Here is a 17,923-nt window from a genome sequence, read left to right as displayed (position 1 = left end):
CTCTCTTTTAAGTCTAAACCTCCAATGTCTTTGCACCAGTGACATATGATACGGCATGCTCACCCGCACGACGGCCAAAGACAAGTCCCCTTAGGACAGATGTCCCGCCAGGATACTTCCCATAATATAGACCAGCTGTTTCACCGACAGCATATAAGCCTGGAATCGGATCATGATCTTGCGAAAGAATGCGTCCATTGGTATCAGTAGCTAATCCGCCATTCGTGAACACATTGGAACAGACAATTGGATATGCAATAAATGGGGCCTTATCAATAGGAATGGCCCAATTCGACTTCGGCGGTGTAATACCAATCGCCTGTTTTCCATCCTTTTTATCCCAATAAAATTCACCCGGCTGAACTGCAGCATTAAAGGAATTCACTGTGGCCTTTAATTGCTCAGCTGGCACGCCAATCACTTCTGCCAATTCTTCGAGTGTATCTGCAACAATCGCAGGTTTATCAGTTTCTACTGCACGTTCATAATTTGGAATTTCATACATCTTTTGGTCGCCAATCATATAGGCTATATGGCCAGGAAGATCATGAAATATTGTTCTAGCCACCTCTTCATATTGCTCATCGACGGTTGTTTTTCCTTCGTCAACAAACCGCTTGCCATTTTGATCCACTAAAATAAAATAGGGGTAGGTCATTACAGCAGCTTCTTCCCGCTTACTTCTCGGATCGACCGGTTCCGCATGGAAAGAGTCGAACTGACCTGCCGTTTTTGCTCCGATTTCCATCGCCATCCGAATTCCTTCCCCTTTATTAAATAAACCACCCTCAGCGACGGTTCGAATTTTATGTGCATCTCTGCCAATATATTGGGACATCATTTCCTGATTTCCCTGGAAGCCCCCTGATGCTAACACCACAGCCCCAACCTTTAATTGAAGCGAGGTTCCACCCTTCACCCGCACCATTAATCCATCCACAACACCCTCGTCATCCAGAAGTAATTTCCAGGCAGTTGCTTCGTAAATGATTTCTACACCAAGTCCACTAGCACGTCGAGATAATGTATCTACAATCGCACGTCCCCCTCCGACTGGTAGCAAACGAGGTCTTGATGCGGTTAGGAACATAGTGAGCAGGTAATCAAATTCAACCCCTTTTTCCTCCACCCACCTTAATGTACTGCCAGCGTCCTTGGCGAGAGTTTCTATGTACTCCCGATCAGAATAGTTATCAGAGAAAGCGAGCATGTCTTCTACAAAGTTATCAGCCACTTCATCGAGATTTTTCATCCGCATATAAGAAGCCGTCCAACGGGAGTTCCCGCCCCGATGGTCATAATCAGCCCGTTCAAGAATAGCAATTTTTAGGTTCCTATTTTCTTTTTTAGCTGTTTCAGCTGCAGACAGGGCAGCTGAGGTACCTGCAACTCCACATCCAATTACTACAATGTCATAATCTACTTCTCTTCCCACTTCTGTGTCCTCCTTTAAATTAAAAAAGTACATTTACTTTTTAATTAATGACTGATTTTCTGAATACTTATTTTCCCATTCTTTTATCTGATTCAGTTTAAAAAGTGTTTGCCTTTCTTCCCATGTACAGATCAAATCGTGGACATTTTCTTGTGATCCTTCTGCTTTTAATATTCTTAACGACTCCGTGATTCCTTTGATTGCTGAACGAAGAACCGTATTCGCGCAAAGCATAATCTTAAAGCCTATCTCTTCTGCTTCTTTCAATGAAATTAGCGGGGTTTTACCGCCTTCGACAAGATTTATTACCTGTGGTATCCCTTTTAATGAGCTGGTAATTTGTTTCAATTGATCAATGGTTGTCGGTGCTTCCACAAAAATAATGTCTGCTCCAGCCTCGGAATAAGCATTGGCCCTATCCAATGCATCGTCCATCCCATTTACGGCCAATGCATCCGTACGAGCGATAATTGCTAGACTTTCATCTTTTCTTGTATCCACTGCTGCTTTAATTTTTCCAATCATTTCTTCTTTGGAAATGACATCTTTTCCATTGAAGTGTCCGCATTTCTTAGGTGAAACTTGGTCCTCCATTTGTATAGCAGCGACACCGGCTCTTTCAAACTCTCGAACGGTTCGAATCACATTAATCACATTACCAAACCCTGTATCAGTATCAACGACGATCGGAATCGTCGTCACATCCGCCATCCTCGTAACAATGTCAACCACCTCTTTTAATGAGGTCAACCCTACATCTGCCCATCCTAATTGGGCATTTGATATTCCAGCACCAGTAGCGTAAATTGCTTGGTACCCGATTTCTTCTATTAATCTTGCAGACATGGCATCATAAGCACCCGGTAAAATAAATGCCCCTGGTTGCTGCAACAATGTTTGGAAATCTTTTGTCTTATTCACCCTTTACATCCCCCTGTATTAAAAAATAAATTTTCATATTGTTGATAAAAAAAGAGTTATCCGACCTGAACATATGCTGAGATAATATCCCTTTCACATATCACTTTTCCGTCAATTCTTTCGTGCCAAATTATGGACAGCTTTTCATTATCATTCGGATTGAATAATTCTGTTAGCGATTGATCAGGGATTAGGCCTTTCTGTTTTTTTATGGTCATTTCACTCACATGTGATTGACAAGTACCTTTTACAGTAACTACATATCTTCCTTGAGCAGGTAATGTATAGTGTGGGCCTACAACTAGCGACGTTCCATCCCATTTACAGGCTACTTCATAGGGACGTCCTAAAAAGTCGGGTAAGTCCTCAACATTTCCACATGCTAATTTTTCTCGAATGCCAGTTGAACTAATTTTTTCTCCTTGATATTCCACTTTACTGACCTTCGTTATTTCTAGTAAACCGCCAGAATCATCTTGCAAACGGTCCATATTCCCTTCCCCACGAAACCCATAGCTATAATCAAAGCCTGCAACTGCATGGACGACACCAAGATCAACTAAATACTTTGATGCAAACTTTTCTGGGGAAAGTGACGCAAATTCTTTATCGAATTCAACAATATAAAATATGTCGACCCCCAGTTCACAGAATATTTTTTCCTTTTCAGAAAGCGGCATCAGATAGTCAACATGTGTCCTTCCTTTGGATAAGACGGTTTTCGGATGTGGAAAGAAACTCATCACAGATAGTGAAAGTTTCCTTTCCTTTGCTTTCTGAAAAGCGGTTTTAATCACTTGACGGTGTCCGTTATGAATCCCATCAAAAAATCCAAGGGCCATAACACTTGGTTTTGCTTCATGCTGATAGTCCGTTAGATTTTCCGGGTTCAAATAAATCGTTTCCATGCAGTTCCCTCCTAATCGTAAAAACTATCATGCTTGCCTGGTCCGATAAAATTGATTCTCTGCTCCTTGAGAAATCAGCAGCTCGATTTGTTTATGTCTAAATTTTAGAAAATTCAGCAACTTCAATCTAGAGTAAAAATCGTTTAAGTTAGCGTATTTTTTAGATAATTTTTATCGGTTTTTATCTAATGAGGTATTCTATATACACTTTTAAAAACTTCTTTACATTTTTAATCCATAAAAAAACACCTAAATTAGAATATTAGGTGCCTTTTTATGCTGCCTTTTAACCATTAATCGAAACATCAACGCCAAATTGTGTCTTTCCAAATGCTTCTACTGAGTCTTCATAAAGATTAGATCGATGAGTGCATACTGCCAAAAGATCGCGTACAAACATTTCAATTGGGTCTCCTTTAAACATGGAAAATCCGCCAAGTGTCAATAAAACTTTTACTGCAATATCCGATACGTTCTTTGTGATTTTTGCTCTAATTGCGGCAAATTCACCACGTTTATCTTCTTTTCCCATTTCATAGTTTTCCAATAAAGAAATATATTTGTCTAATAGACCTTCTGCCTCATAATATTTTATTGTTAATTCAGCCAATACTCCCTGATGTCGGGAATCTTTAGCGAAATTTCCTCCCATTCGTACCCGCTTTTCCGTTCGGTTCTTAAATTCCTGTAGTAAGCGTTCCGCACCACCCAATGCAACCATTGGGAAACCGACACAAAAGGAGGAGAAGAATGGAACATCATACAGAGGATAGTCTTTATCATAACCCTGTGGCGGTCGGCCTGTACGATCGGCAACTGTAAGCCGTATTAGATGGTGCTTTGGAACATAGACATTATCTACAATTACCTGGTTGCTTCCTGTCCCTCTTAGTCCTAACGTATCCCAATTTTCTACTATTTCCACATCAGATATCGGTATATTCAGCATACATAGTTCAGTCTCTTCACTGTCATCCAGTTTCATTTTCACAGCAAGAGCCACCCAATCACTATAAAGAATACCGCTTACAAAACTATACTTACCTGTAATCCGGAAACCGTCCCCATCTTTTTCCACTTTCCCTATAGGAGCAAAGATATCAGCAATCAATCCTCCTTGATTCACCACTTCTTCTGCTCCCTCTTTCGTCATAAATGCTACTAAACTATTATGAATGGAATATAGAAAGGTTAACCAAGCAGCAGAAGTATTATATTTTCCAACTGTTCGGATAATCTGGGAATAATCTCTTAGATCTACTTGTGGCTCGCCATATTTTTTTGGCAGTAACAACTTAGATAATCGAGCCTCTTTTATCGCATCAATGACATTTTTTGAAACCGTTTTGTTTTGGTCTGCCTCTAGTGCTTCCGATTCGGCAATTTTTCCAACCTTTTCTGCACCCTTTAATAACAGGCCCAAATCGGCCTTGTTTTCATCCAATACTTTGCTTACCATATTTTGCACCCCTTATTCATTTACTTTATTTTCCTCTTACTTATCCTTCAAAACATTTCCTCTTTTTCTTTTACTTGGGTAATAAATCGCGAAGCATTTTCACCCGCAATTTTCCCAAAGACTGATCCTGCCATTAAGCCTGCACCACCAGGGTAGTTAAAGTAGAATAGGCCGCCTACAAGTTCACCTGCAGCATATAACCCTGGAATCGATTGGGACAATACGTCTTGAACCTCGGTATTCGTGTTTATTTTTAAGCCGCCAAACGTAAAGGTAATTCCGCAGGTGACGGCATATGCCTCAAATGGACCTTCATCCAAGGTATTAGCCCAATTGGATTTCCGCACCGCTAACCCATCTGTACAACGGCCATCCTTAATATTAGGGTTAAATGGTATTTCTTTCCGGACAGCCTCATTGTATTCCGCTATCGTCTTTAAAAAACCTTCCTTATCCACCCCATCAAGCTTTTCCGCCAACTCTTCCAAGGTATTAGCTTTGACCTTTGTTACCTTTCGTCCCCGGTATTCCTCTCGTAAAAGCCCGGCTACTTTGGCATCGAATACCTGCCAAGCGAACTGCCCTGGCTGCCCGAGAATCAATTTCCCATATTTTGCATACGTATAATTGCGAAAGTCAGCCCCTTCATCAACAAAACGCTTTCCTTCGGCATTTACTAAAATTCCAAACGGATAGCTGAGTTTTTGAAATCCTTCTGTAAACTCTGGAAGATAGCGGTCTCCGCCAACGGAATGGCAGCCTGACCAGTTTCCAGCAGAAAGTGCTCCAATATCTAGAGCCAACTGAATTCCCTCGCCCGTGTTATAACGGCTTCCTCTTGCTACCGCTAAATCCCAGTTTTGTCCTAAATACCGGGTCCGCATTTCCGGGTTTGCATGAAAGCCTCCAGATGCTAAAATCACTGCTTTCGCACGAACTTCTGTTGTTTTTCCATTATGTTTAAAGATGACTCCGTGGACACCTTCATCATCGTGAATAAGTTGGGTTGCCATTGCATTAAATAAAACTTGAACGCCCAATTGTACTGCTTCTTCATGTAGTGCTCCAACTAAACCTGGTCCTCCACCTACCGATTCAACAATCATTCCACCCCAAAATTTAAAGATGCCATCCACTTTAAAGGCTTGGCGGCCGTAAATGGGCACCCACCTGACTTTATGGGACTGCATCCATTTCATTGTTTCAAAGCTTTTACTTGTTAAGAGGGAGGCAAGCTCTGGGTCAGTACGATATTCCGTTATCCGGCACATATCTTCAAAAAATTCTTCCTCCGGATACGACCCAAAATCTGTCATGTCTATATCTTCCTGCGTTAGGTCCGGCATAATTTGTTTTAAATCTTCAACGTCATTATAGGCAAATCGGATGGAGCCATGCGTAAACGTGCTATTTCCACCTTTTTCATCCTCCGGAGCTTTTTCAAGTACAATGACATTGGCACCATTTTCCCGTGCAGCTATTGCAGCACACATGGCAGCATTTCCTGCCCCCACTACTACAATATCAGTTTCATAGATTTTGTTTTTGGTCAAGAAACTATCCCTCTCTTTCAAAAAAACTGACTCAAGCTATTTCCTGAGTCAGCCTATATATCAAGCTTCGATCGTTGGTTTATTCAATTCCTTATCGCTTACGGTTTCTCCCCAGTAGGTGTTCCCAATTGAGTGGTCTTCCTCCGTCCACTCAACCGGTTCCCAGTCTGGTTCAAAAATTAAATAGGATCCGCTAAATAGTTCCACGCGGCAGCCGCTGCCCGGATCACAAACATATAGATAAAACGCTTGGGATACTCCATGTTTACCAGGACCAACGAATTTAATGCCTTCTTCTGCAAGAATATCAGCAGCCCTAAGGATATCTTGAGCATTATCGTGCCAATAGGAAATGTGATGAAGCTGGTTTGGTGTTTCTGCTTGCGGTCTTGAAATAACTGCAATGTCGTGAACTAAAGGAGTAACACTCATCCAGCCTGCAACGGTCGTTTTTTCATGGTATCTCACATATTCACGAAGCTTAAATCCTAATTGGCTCCCTAAGTAATCGAGAATTTCACCCACATCCATGGAAGTAGCAATATTTACATGGTCAAATCTTCTTGGCGAACAGCCGCGCGCCCACGCTTTGTACGTTTGATTTTTTAAGACTGAACGTCTTTTTTCATCTGCTTTAGGTTTTTCGACATCATAGTAAATTTCAAAAGAGTGCTGGCTTGGCAGTTTAAAGCGTATCGCTCGGCCTTGACCGGCTTCTTCGCCTGCTTCAACCCAGTTAACCTCTGTTCCGGCTTTTTCAAGAAGCTGGGCAAAGCCCTCCACATCTTCCGGACGTTTCGTTCTCCAGCCGATATGGTCAACGTACCCTTTCTCTCCTGCTGTTAAAGAGAGGGAATGATGTTCAAAGTCGCCCCAGGCACGTAAGTAATATGTACCGGCTTTTTCTTCTGTTACTTCCAATCCAATGACATCCCTGAAAAACCATAATGATTTTTCCAAATCCGGTGTGACGAGTGCCACATGTCCTAACTTTGCAATCTCTGGTAAAGTCATTTTAATACCTCCACACGTTATATTTTTTAGATTGAACTAGAGAAATAGTTTTGGATTAAATTATTAAAGCTTTCTTGGTTCTCAATTTGCGTCCAGTGGCCACACTTTCCGTAAACATGCAATTGAACATTCTGGAGATGTGAGAGTAGGTAATAGCTAGATTCAACCGAACAAACCATGTCATCACGTCCATGAACAAGTAAGATTGGGTTTGTGATCCGTTTAAGTGCTGTTACTGGTACAGGTACTGCAGCTGTTGCAAAAATAGATTCATTGGATCGATGGATCTCAGGTCGCATCGCTGTCTCATATCGCGTTTCGGCAAGTGAATCGATTTCAGGAGCCAGTTTTTCCACATCATAGACAAACCAGCCCATAATTTGACGCATTTTCTTTTCAGATGGATTGTCGTAAAAACCTTTCGCACGACCGAGTTCCAAACTTAGCTTTGTATTTGGTGTCCCTCCAGGTCCCATTAAGACCACACGGTCAAATCGTTCAGGGTATTCTAGTAATAACTCCAATGCTATGGAACAGCCTAACGAGTTTCCGACCACGTGCGCTTTTTGAATACCTAATGTATCAAGCAATTCAATCAGTTGATTTACCCAAAGATCCATCCAACCTTGCCTGTTCTTTGGAAGGGACTCAGGATGACTACTTTGTCCAAAGCCATGGAGGTCAGGTGCAATACAGTCATACTGTTCACCGCATGAATTTAAAGCGTATCGCCAATTAGCCCAAGCGAACACGCCCGGTCCTGATCCATGTAAAAACAAAATCGCTTCAGAATTGCCTTCACCAGAACGATTTACAAACGTTTCAAACTTATCCGTCTGAACTAATTGTTGCGTAATGTTTGCCATTTTAAAATTTTCCTCCTTTTTAAATAAAACTACCTTTCAATTTCAACCAAAATGAAAACCTTTACATTTCAATCAACTAGTAAACATACTTAAATTTTAGAAAATTCTATATTTAAATTCTAGAGAAAAAACCATCTGACTTCCTCGTATTTTTAGGCAGTTTTTATTGGTTTTTTCCTTGGCGAATTTTGTTTCCACGCCTATTGAAGGTTTTTTTACTTCATAAAAAGAGCAATCCTCTTGGACTGCTCTGGTAGATGATTATATTTCTAACTCTCCTAATGCCATTAATGAATCTAGTATCAGCAAGAGCTGATAGCTTTGGGAGGAATCCCGCAAATCTTTATTTATTAGCGTTTCAATCTTATTGATTCGATACATAAGCCCACTCATGGACAAAGAAAGGTCATCCATGGTTTGCTGAAGCTTCCCGCCATTTGATAAAAAGACATAAAGAGTTTTCAGCAACTCCTTTTGTTTCACATCACTTAATTTATATAAAGGACCTAATTCCTGTTTTGCGATTTTCTTAATCCCGCTCACATTTTTTGAATTGATCAACACACCAACAATCCCTAAATCTTTAAACCCATTTATTTTCTTATCCGTCGACATTCTTAAAGCAATTAATGACTCTTCTAAATAATCCAATAAACTCTCAATATCCTCAGACTTATCACTAATCCCAATTTTAAATTGGCAGGATGGGTAAGTTGTTTCTAAATGTTTTAGGATTTTTTCCATTTTCGGAAAAATCTTAGCCATTTCAGGTATCAGCATAATAATCTGACCCTCATATTGACCAATTAATGCTTTATATCCTTGAATATCGAGATACTTGGCAATTGTCTCTAACATTTGGTCATAGTGATCAAAACTATTTTGTGTGGTCTTTCCCTTTTCTTTATAGTCAATGGCAGAAATATAAAATGGATTCCCAAGATTAAAACCCATATGCCTGCCACGCTTTATGACTTCCTCTCTGGAAGAATATTGACCCTTTAATATTTGTTCTAAGAAATAGCCCTTCATTTTTTCAAGTGCTTCAAAACTAGTTTTTTCGTTCAAAAGGTATAAAGAGGCAGCATTTGCAACCCTCTCTATAAACATAATATCGTTTTCAGCACTTTTTCCTACATCCTTTAAATAAAGAAATGTGCAATAACCAATTACTTTTTTTTGGACTACAATAGGAGTAATTAGACGTTCCTGGTTTTCCGTTTTTATTCTTGTCGTTTCATTAAATACAGGCAGCAAGTGGTAGTTATTCCGATTTTTCCGTACTAAATTTTCCTTGAGGTTTTTATTGAGACTAATATATTCCTCTTCACTCAGTCCTGCGTAAACAATTTTTTGGAAACTCAAATCCTCAATTGAAATTGGTATTCTCAAAAGTTTAAATGAGCTATCAGCAATATCCTGAAGATTGCTGCCATTTGAAACACTTTCTGTTAATTTCTTATGAAATTTTGACACCGTTTCGATATAATTCCGCTGCTCTAACAATTGCTCGTATGTATACTCAAGTTCTTCAATGATGCTAGATTCATGGTAAAATCTTAATTCCTCCTGTATTTCAATTCCCCAATCCTCTTGCATCCTTGCTTCAAAACAGCATTCAGCATCTCCCCTGCCGGTACAGCTGATTTCCCTCACGATGACACTCTTCCTGCAAACGGTCGACATATACCCGCTTGCATAACCTGTCAACGTATGACATACCGGAACATTCGATTTGCCATGATGCTTTAAATGCTCAATTGCCTCAAATGAATCAATCCATTTTCCCTTGCCAAGGATTGATTTTATCGTTTCTGAATCACTCATTTCAATGATTCTTTCGGATTGAATGTCTCTTATATGTCCTGTACCTAAATGAAGTATTGACGCTTGATTAAGAAGATCATGGATGGATGTGCTAGTCTTCATTGCTTCTTCCGCATCACTAACACCTAAATTCCAACCATAACGAAGAAGAAACCCTTTTGCTCTTTTGGTACCTAGATTCTCGATTAATCCTTTTCTTAGTAAACCAAAAGCTGCTGAGGTTGAGACAATTTTTTTATTCCCATCATCTGTGGACCTATGATCATCTGATTTAACTAAGTTTCTCAAGATTATTCCTCCTTGAATCCCCATCATAACACTTCTCAAAAGAAAGACTCCTCACATAACTAAATACAAGGAGTCTTCAAACTAATTTTTATTCAAGTGTTTCTTACCTGCTATTTTTAAATGTCGCTGATACTGAACCTAATTGCTCGAATTCAGCTGTGAAGGTATCACCATCTTCAATCACGATTGCCTTTGAAAGTGCCCCTGCGAGAATAACTTCACCAGCATAGAGAGAAATATCGTAATTACCTAAAGCGTTAGCAAGCCAGGCAACAGCTTCCGCTGGATTCCCCATAACTGCGGCACTTACTGCGGAGTCCAATAATTCATTGTTCCTATATACATTCATATGAATTCCGGCCAAGTCAAGTCCGTCTAATTTAGTTGTTGTTTTCCCGATAATCGCTCCCGCTGAAGATCCATTATCAGCTACTGTATCTTCGAATTTGATTTGCCAGTTGCTAATGCGGCTGTCAATAATTTCAAGGGCCGGTACTATATAATCAGTTGCTTCGATTACGTCCTGCAACGTTACACCAGGACCTTTTATATCCTTTTTCAAGACAAAGGCAATTTCAAATTCAATCTTTGGCTGAATAAACCGGGAAAGTGAAATCGTATCCCCTTCTTCATAGATCATGTCATTCAGGAGGTGTCCATAATCTGGCTGGTTTACGTTTAACATTTCCTGCATCGCCTTACTTGTAAGGCCGATTTTTTTCCCCACTATCACTGCCCCATTATTCACTTTATGATGAACTTGGTGAAGTTGAATTTGGTAGGCTTCATCAACAGAAATCTTCTCTTCAGGTGATGAAGTAAATGGAGCAATCGGCTTTTTCTCTTTTTCCGCTTCCATAAGTGCTGTTGCAGCTCTTTGAATATCCATAACCATTGCTCCTTTTTTCATGCTTCTGATACTGCCACTTTTTAATTGGTTGTAACAGGAGTTTCTTCCAATAACGTACGGTAACGACCACTGTAAAACAGCAGTGGTTCAGCATCCACCAGCTTGATATCAGTTACTTTTCCGATAAACAGTGTGTGATCCCCTTCAACATGCTCTGCAGATACTTCGCATGCAATTTGAGCAACGGCTCCAGCAAGTACGGGTTTTCCATCAAGACGGTCAAAGGTGACTTCACGCGGCTCTTTTATCTGGCCTGCAAAAATCATGGAAAGTTCTTGTTGCTCGGCAGCTAATATATTAACTGAAAATGTTTGACTTTGTTTTATTTTCTCAAGGATTTTTGCTTTTTCCCCAATCGAAATAACAACTAGTTTTGGACTGAGTGACACGGACATAAAGGCATTTGCCGTCATGCCATGTACATCACCCTCTACATCTGTTGCAATAACAGTTACACCTGTTGCAAATTTTCCCATCGCTGTTCTAAATAATCGATCATCCATTCTAATGGCCCCTTCCTGCTCTTCTAAATTTTATAAAATTAGCTTCCTATTAAACTCTTATGCTTCAATCGTCGGGTTGTTTTCAGGGAGTGTGTCCGTTTGATCACCCCAGAATGTAAAGCCTACATCCATTTCATCCAAAGTCCACACAATAGGTTCCCAATCTGGTTCAAAAATCAAATAGCCATTAGTGAACAATTCCAAGCGGACGCCGCTTCCCGGATCGACCACGTAAATGTACATAGCTTGGGAAATACCGTGTTTACCAGGACCTTTAAACTTGATCCCATTCTCAGCTAGGATATCAGCTGCACGAAGAAGGTCTTGGGCATTATCAAGCCAGTAAGACAAATGGTGTATTTGATGTGTTGAAGGTGAAAATGGATCATGACTAACTGCGATATCATGCACTAATGGTGTGACACTTAACCAGGCACCAATTAAAGATTCATCTGGAGCTTGAACACATTCCCTCATTTTAAAACCTAGCTTTTCTATTAAATAATCAGAAATAACATTTGCCTTCAATGAAGATAGGATATTGACATGGTCAATTCTTCTTGGAGAAACACCTTTCGCCCATGATTTATACGTCTGATTCTTTAACACGGACCGTTTCGACGGCTCAGCTAATGTTTTTTCCATATCATAATAAATTTCAAAACGATGTTCACTTGGTAATTGAAAACGAATTGCTCTTCCTTGGCCCGCTTCTACCCCAGCTTCGATCCAATTTACTTCTGTCCCAGCTTCTTTCAGAAGTTGGGCAAATCCCTCAACATCCTCAGGACGTTTTGTCCGCCAGGCTATGTGATCCACATAAGATTTGTCGCCAGCCGTGATTGAAAGAGTGTGATGTTCAAAATCACCCCATGCACGTAAATAATGAGTTCCATTTACTACTTCCGTTTCTTCAAGACCAATTAATTCTTTAAAAAACCATAATGATTTGTCAAGATCAGTTGATACTAACGCAACATGCCCTAATTTTGCGATTTCTGGTAAACTCATATATTCTACCTCCATATTTTCAGAAAAATTATTTTAGATTAACTCCTAATAATAGTCAGATATTTCTGGTTGGCAATTTCTATTTCTAGACAAAGTAAGTGTTTGGTTCCTGTCCACATAAAACTCTACCATAAGTTTCTATTAAACTTGATGGAGTAATGAAACCATGTAAATGCATTGTTAGGAAGTCACGATAGACTCTTTGGAGTGGGTTTGTTTCGTAAGTAAACATGGATCCGACTCCAGCAACTAATAGATCAATCGCTTCTTTACATAGTTGGTTTACATACCCAAAGTCTGCTTTGACTTTGACAATTTCATCTTTATCCATTACCTGTCCACGTTCTGCATAAGAGTCTATTTTGTCAACCGCACGGTACAGATGCATCTCAGCGGAATCAATTTTTAATTGGGCCTGGGCAACCTGATGATGTGTAATAGGTGCTTCCGCTTGTTTACTATAGAAAGTGTTTCCAATTCCTGCCTTTGGAAGCCTTTCCATAAATAAGTCCATTGCAGCCTTCGCAAGTCCCAATGCAGGTGCTACAATTGATAAAGTTAGGGAAGGAACAAAGGACGATCTATATAAGGCAACATCTTTTAGCGGTTCGATAAGATAGTGACCCTTGCTTGCTAGACGGTCCAGTGACACATGATGATCGGGTACAAATACATTTTTTATTTTACAGCTATTACTGCCGGAGCCCTTTAATCCCATTACGTACCAGTCGTCTAGAATTTCTAATTCTTCCCGAGGAATAACCATAATGGCCATTTCTACTCCGCCGTTTTCATCAAAGATTGGAAAACCAAAGTAACACCAGTCAGCATGTGGACTTCCTGAAACAAATGGCCACTGCGCTTCCTCAATATAATAGCCGCCTTCTACCTTTTTGATGTCACACTTGATTGGTTTAAAGTTCCCTGCTAATACGACATCTTCTCCTGGTTTGTAAATTTCGCTTAAAGCTTTTTCGCCAAACGTATAAGAAATCATATAATCCCGAATATTACTAAGTGCCACAAACCAGCCTGCCGACCCGTTTCCACGGGATATCTCAGTAACAACCTCTGTATATGTCCGCATATCCGTTTGATAGCCGCCAAATAAATGTGGACGTAATACTTTTAATGCGCCTTCTCTTTGTAAATCTTCAATAATCGACTTCGGTAATGAATTCGTCTTTTCAATTTCTTCCCCAAATGCACGTAATTTTGGAATCAGAGTTCGAGCCTTTTCTACCAGTTCCTTTTTGGTGTCCAACACGCTTTGTTCCATTAGATTACCTCCCGCAATTATAGTCTTCTACCATCGAAATGATTAGTTAAACACACGCTGATTCAAATCAATGTCCTGATATTTTTCACCTACTAGTTTAGCTACACGGCGCATATGTTTCTCCATCAATCTTTTGGCCATTTTACTGTCTTTTTCCCGTAAATAATAATAAATGATCCAATGCTCTGTCTGAGATTGTTTCCTTCGTTCATCTGTGAATAATTCATCTGGGTTTCCAACAAAGTTCAGGTAATCCCAAAGTGTTTTAGCCAAATTAAAGGTGTAAATCAACTTTGAGGCTTCATAAATGGTACGATGAAATTCAATATTTAAACTCGCGTATTCATCAGCGGTTAGCTTATTATCATCCATCTTTACTAACGTTTCTTCAAGAAAAGCAAACTCTTCTTTATTTAAGTAAACAGCAGCCTGTTCCGTCATTAACGCATCTAAATTTGCACATACCAATAAACGTTCTAATACCTCATCCGGGTCTGGTCTTTTAACAAAGACACCCACCTGTGGAATAATCGACAGAAATCCCTCTTGCTCAAGCTTGGATAAAGCCTTGTGGACTGGTGTTCGACTCATTTTTAGTTTTTCAGTAATTTCACTGACATTTATTGCAGTTTCCGGCTCCCAAACCCCTTCAATAATTAATCTTTTAATATAACGATAGGCTTTATCTATTTTCATTTCATTCACCTGCTATTATTCTAGTTATAGTTCACCGTTGAAGAAATCAGAGGTTAGCTTAATAAATCTATCTTTTTGCTCTACCTGTGCCCAATGCCCGCAACGCTTAAAAATATGTAATTGCGCATTAGGTAAATAGTCCATTACGTATAGGCTGCTTTGGAGAGGTACAAATCGGTCAGCATGACCGTGAATGAGTAAGATTTCATGATCCATTTGTTTAAGGGCTGAAGGCGGGACAAGCATATCAGATAGTTGCGATTTAGAGAAATTTTCTTCGTATGACCTGCGCACTTCCGGCTTTAAGAATAACTCTAACCGTTCGGCAACAATCTTTTCGAGCTCATCTTCGAGGATACTTTTATCATATAAAAACCAACTTAATAAATTTTTAAACGCAATTGGATCTGGGTCTTTATGAAAGTTAGCCAATTTAGCAAGTTCTGGCGTCGGCTCTGTTAACCCGCCGCCTGCCCCCATTAATACAACACGGTCAAAGCGATCAGGAGCGTACATTAATAGATGCAGCGCAATGACACCACCGAGAGAGTTCCCTACTAAATGAGCTTTTTCGACCCCTAGATCATCCATTAGGGAGAGAACCTGTTTAATTCTCATATTCATCCATTCTTCGCCATTTTTTGGATATGACACAGGATGATCTGTATTTCCAAATCCAAATATATCCGGTGCCAATACATGAAAATTCCCGCTAAAATGTGGTAATATATGCTGCCAGTTTGATTTAGCACTCACTCCTGGTCCGCTCCCATGAAGAAATATGATCGTTTCTGAGGAGCCAGCACCACCCTCATGTATAAATGTTTGATAGTTTCCTGTTTGTACTTTTTTTGTTTCAACCGTAGCCATCTCCACAACCTCACTTCATATAAATAGTTTTGTCTGCATTTCATTTTCTTCTAAAATTTTAGTTTTGTATTTTTACTACATATATAGTGGATAAAATGGTAATAAAAGCGCTTTCTTTTACTGACTATAATTTTACTCTTATCTATTTTACTTTGTCAACCAATTCAAAATATTTTTTTAATTATAAAAATAATAAACTCCTAAAATTATGTACCTTATATTTATTGATATCTTCCTAACTAAAAAAGCTAAAAGAAAGAACTTTCGCCTCTTCTTTTAGCTTCATGGTTTTTTTATGTTCTTACTATTTTATCGAGCAATTGTAACATCAAGATCCTTTGCAGGAGCCTTTATGGCAAGTGCCCAAATAAGAGCTAATACAACTAATCCCACCGCACTTACAGCTAACGGGAATCTGCCAATTCCCTGGTTAAATATTGTTTGAACCAATTGAAAGCCAAATGGCCCTAGTATACCGCCAAGTCCTTGACCTACAACTACTAATCCAACACCAGAAGATGCACCAACCGGTGTAAGTTCAGAAACCTTTGTAAATACACCAGGAAGTCCAATTCCCATTGCAAAGCCGCCGATGATACTTCCGATAAAAATCATAATTAAGCTTGGCGAAAAGTAACAAAAGGCCATTCCAATTCCTGTCACTAGAACAGCGATTGGCAGATAATAGTTAGGTAGATTATGTTTAATTTTCCCGAACAGGAAGCCTGCGATCAACGTTCCCAAAGTAAAGACCGAAATAGCCAAACCAGCCTCTGTCGCATTGCCTAATTTATCTTCTTGGATGACAACTGAAATATTTGTCACATATCCAAAGATTAACCCTGAATAGATTACCTGAGCCAAACAAACCCAGTAGATTGCCTTTGGCCATTTAACCCTTTCACGGGCTTGGCCGTCGTTCGCTGCTACGATTTGTTTCTTTTCTGGTTCTGGCAGATAAAGGATGGTAACGGCTAGAATCCAAATAGGGAATAGATAGGTTAGGAAACCATAATGCCAGCCATAGGCATCGGCTAAAATTCCACCTACTAATTGAAAGAAAATTGCGCCAATACATGCGATTGTGGAAGTACCAAAGCCAATCAAGAAATCTCTTTCTCTACCATCAAAGAAATCGGTAATAACATCGACCGATAACGGCATGGTAATACCGACACCCAGACCTAAAATTCCTCTCATAGCTATAATCAACCATAAGTTATCTATAAAAGTAGGAAGGACTCCACCGATGATGAAAAGACTTAAGCCGACAAACAATAGTGTTCTCTTCTTAAACATTTTGGAAAGTTTACCATAAAAGAGTGCTGGAACAATTTGAATTAACCCTGGAAAGGTTGCAACTAACATAACAATTGTGGGGTCATATTGTGGAAATGCTTTAATAATATCTGCCATGATTGATCCTGCCACGCCTGCAGCAACATCCTGGAAAGCAAGAATAACAACCAAAAACTTTAGAAAATTTCTGCTGATTGCTTTTACTGCCATCGGTTAACCTCCCTGATTTTAAATAAATCCGCTCTTATAAAAAATAATAATCTTGACTCGAACTGTTGTATTTGTTGGCCTCCAAAACAACAAAACTAAAATTTCAATTTAACATTTCTAACTGAATTTACTGGGTAAAATGGTAAAAAAAGCGCTTTCTTTTACTAACTGTAATTCTACATAGGTCCTAATTACTTGTCAATATTTTCTGAATATTTTTTATTGTTTAAAAGAAGAACGTTATTTTGCAAAAACACTAAAAAATGCCCTGAAAATAACAGGACATTTTCCAAATATCGTAATCAAGTAAAATATTACTGTAACCAAAGTGAGATTTAATCTTTTTATCAAAATCTTTTCAATAAATAGTAAAAAACTTACGAAGCCAATTAGATCGATTTACTCAATTGCAAGTCTTCGATATTTTCCACTAAAATAAATTAGTGGGTCAGAATCTTCTAGATGCAAATGAGTTACCCTGCCGATAAATAGTGTGTGATCCCCTTCCACATACTCCGCTGAAACTTCACATGTAATTTGGGCTATTGCTCCTGGTAAAACTGGTATTCCTTCAAGACGCTCAAACACTACCTCTTGTTGACTTTTTGTCTGTCCCGCAAAAATCATTGATAATTCTTGTTGATCGGCTGCCAGGATATTTACCGAAAAGCATCCGCTTTTTTTTATTTTTTCGAGCATTTGTGCCTTTTCCGCTATGGAGATGACGACTAATTTTGGATGAAGTGAAACAGACATAAAGGCATTCGCCGTCATTCCATGCACCTCTCCAGCCGCACCCGTTGCCACTACAGTTACTCCTGTTGCAAATTTCCCCATTGCATTTCGAAATTGACGGTCATCCATCATAACACCT

Annotated in this window: 16 protein-coding genes; all 16 read right to left on the bottom strand. The window is 39.4% G+C overall.

The annotated features are described in order from the left end of the window. Window positions 1-13: 13 nt before the first annotated feature. Complete coding sequence (locus V7121_RS05515) at window positions 14-1,435, bottom strand: FAD-binding protein (protein WP_335545937.1); 1,422 nt, start codon at window positions 1,433-1,435, stop codon at window positions 14-16. A 33-nt stretch (window positions 1,436-1,468) separates the two neighbouring features. Beyond that, window positions 1,469-2,356, bottom strand: a complete 888-nt coding sequence (locus V7121_RS05510) for an isocitrate lyase/PEP mutase family protein (RefSeq protein WP_335545935.1) — start codon at window positions 2,354-2,356, stop codon at window positions 1,469-1,471. Between the two features lie 56 nt (window positions 2,357-2,412). Next, on the bottom strand, window positions 2,413-3,264 hold the full coding sequence (locus tag V7121_RS05505) for an FAD synthetase family protein (protein ID WP_335545933.1): 852 nt from the start codon (window positions 3,262-3,264) through the stop codon (window positions 2,413-2,415). Between the two features lie 286 nt (window positions 3,265-3,550). Then, window positions 3,551-4,723, bottom strand: a complete 1,173-nt coding sequence (locus tag V7121_RS05500) for an acyl-CoA dehydrogenase (RefSeq protein WP_335545931.1) — start codon at window positions 4,721-4,723, stop codon at window positions 3,551-3,553. A 47-nt stretch (window positions 4,724-4,770) separates the two neighbouring features. After that, window positions 4,771-6,276, bottom strand: coding sequence for an FAD-dependent tricarballylate dehydrogenase TcuA (gene tcuA, locus V7121_RS05495; protein ID WP_335545928.1), 1,506 nt, complete (start codon window positions 6,274-6,276; stop codon window positions 4,771-4,773). 60 nt (window positions 6,277-6,336) lie between these two features. Beyond that, window positions 6,337-7,290 carry a VOC family protein gene (locus V7121_RS05490; protein WP_335495434.1) on the bottom strand — a complete coding sequence of 318 codons (954 nt, stop codon included), beginning with the start codon at window positions 7,288-7,290 and terminating at the stop codon, window positions 6,337-6,339. Window positions 7,291-7,316: 26 nt separating this feature from the next. Beyond that, entirely contained in the window at window positions 7,317-8,156 is an 840-nt protein-coding gene (locus V7121_RS05485; protein WP_335495436.1) for an alpha/beta fold hydrolase, read from the bottom strand. Window positions 8,157-8,417: 261 nt separating this feature from the next. Then, complete coding sequence (locus tag V7121_RS05480; RefSeq protein ID WP_335545926.1) at window positions 8,418-10,271, bottom strand: XylR N-terminal domain-containing protein; 1,854 nt, start codon at window positions 10,269-10,271, stop codon at window positions 8,418-8,420. Window positions 10,272-10,374: 103 nt separating this feature from the next. Then, entirely contained in the window at window positions 10,375-11,160 is a 786-nt protein-coding gene (locus V7121_RS05475; protein WP_335495438.1) for a 2-keto-4-pentenoate hydratase, read from the bottom strand. 41 nt (window positions 11,161-11,201) lie between these two features. Next, window positions 11,202-11,684: a flavin reductase family protein gene (locus V7121_RS05470; RefSeq protein ID WP_335495439.1), complete on the bottom strand. Its 483-nt coding sequence runs from the start codon at window positions 11,682-11,684 to the stop codon at window positions 11,202-11,204. Between the two features lie 57 nt (window positions 11,685-11,741). Further along, window positions 11,742-12,695: a VOC family protein gene (locus tag V7121_RS05465; RefSeq protein ID WP_335495440.1), complete on the bottom strand. Its 954-nt coding sequence runs from the start codon at window positions 12,693-12,695 to the stop codon at window positions 11,742-11,744. 85 nt (window positions 12,696-12,780) lie between these two features. Beyond that, the gene (locus V7121_RS05460) at window positions 12,781-13,974 is read right to left on the bottom strand and encodes an acyl-CoA dehydrogenase family protein (protein WP_335545924.1); all 1,194 of its coding nucleotides are present in this window, start codon (window positions 13,972-13,974) and stop codon (window positions 12,781-12,783) included. 42 nt (window positions 13,975-14,016) lie between these two features. Beyond that, window positions 14,017-14,670, bottom strand: a complete 654-nt coding sequence (locus V7121_RS05455) for a GntR family transcriptional regulator (RefSeq protein WP_335495442.1) — start codon at window positions 14,668-14,670, stop codon at window positions 14,017-14,019. Between the two features lie 24 nt (window positions 14,671-14,694). Continuing rightward, window positions 14,695-15,540: an alpha/beta fold hydrolase gene (locus tag V7121_RS05450; protein ID WP_335495444.1), complete on the bottom strand. Its 846-nt coding sequence runs from the start codon at window positions 15,538-15,540 to the stop codon at window positions 14,695-14,697. A 309-nt stretch (window positions 15,541-15,849) separates the two neighbouring features. Then, complete coding sequence (locus V7121_RS05445) at window positions 15,850-17,049, bottom strand: MFS transporter (protein WP_335495445.1); 1,200 nt, start codon at window positions 17,047-17,049, stop codon at window positions 15,850-15,852. A 399-nt stretch (window positions 17,050-17,448) separates the two neighbouring features. After that, window positions 17,449-17,913, bottom strand: coding sequence for a flavin reductase family protein (locus V7121_RS05440; protein WP_335495447.1), 465 nt, complete (start codon window positions 17,911-17,913; stop codon window positions 17,449-17,451). Window positions 17,914-17,923: the final 10 nt, after the last annotated feature.

The sequence above is a fragment of the Neobacillus drentensis genome, from assembly GCF_036962125.1.
GTDB classification, from domain to species: domain Bacteria; phylum Bacillota; class Bacilli; order Bacillales; family Cytobacillaceae; genus Neobacillus; species Neobacillus drentensis_B.
Note: the sequence above shows the minus strand (reverse complement) of the source record. Positions and strands in the feature narration are given on the sequence as shown.

What these genes read in the sequence shown, in the direction of transcription:
- V7121_RS05500 (WP_335545931.1), bottom strand. Translation starts at nt 4,723, where the DNA reads ATGGTAAGCAAAGTATTGGATGAAAACAAGGCCGATTTGGGCCTGTTA.
- V7121_RS05460 (WP_335545924.1), bottom strand. Translation starts at nt 13,974, where the DNA reads ATGGAACAAAGCGTGTTGGACACCAAAAAGGAACTGGTAGAAAAGGCT.
- V7121_RS05445 (WP_335495445.1), bottom strand. Translation starts at nt 17,049, where the DNA reads ATGGCAGTAAAAGCAATCAGCAGAAATTTTCTAAAGTTTTTGGTTGTT.
- V7121_RS05475 (WP_335495438.1), bottom strand. Translation starts at nt 11,160, where the DNA reads ATGGATATTCAAAGAGCTGCAACAGCACTTATGGAAGCGGAAAAAGAG.
- V7121_RS05440 (WP_335495447.1), bottom strand. Translation starts at nt 17,913, where the DNA reads ATGGATGACCGTCAATTTCGAAATGCAATGGGGAAATTTGCAACAGGA.
- V7121_RS05505 (WP_335545933.1), bottom strand. Translation starts at nt 3,264, where the DNA reads ATGGAAACGATTTATTTGAACCCGGAAAATCTAACGGACTATCAGCAT.
- V7121_RS05450 (WP_335495444.1), bottom strand. Translation starts at nt 15,540, where the DNA reads ATGGCTACGGTTGAAACAAAAAAAGTACAAACAGGAAACTATCAAACA.
- V7121_RS05455 (WP_335495442.1), bottom strand. Translation starts at nt 14,670, where the DNA reads ATGAAAATAGATAAAGCCTATCGTTATATTAAAAGATTAATTATTGAA.
- V7121_RS05485 (WP_335495436.1), bottom strand. Translation starts at nt 8,156, where the DNA reads ATGGCAAACATTACGCAACAATTAGTTCAGACGGATAAGTTTGAAACG.
- V7121_RS05465 (WP_335495440.1), bottom strand. Translation starts at nt 12,695, where the DNA reads ATGAGTTTACCAGAAATCGCAAAATTAGGGCATGTTGCGTTAGTATCA.
- V7121_RS05490 (WP_335495434.1), bottom strand. Translation starts at nt 7,290, where the DNA reads ATGACTTTACCAGAGATTGCAAAGTTAGGACATGTGGCACTCGTCACA.
- V7121_RS05470 (WP_335495439.1), bottom strand. Translation starts at nt 11,684, where the DNA reads ATGGATGATCGATTATTTAGAACAGCGATGGGAAAATTTGCAACAGGT.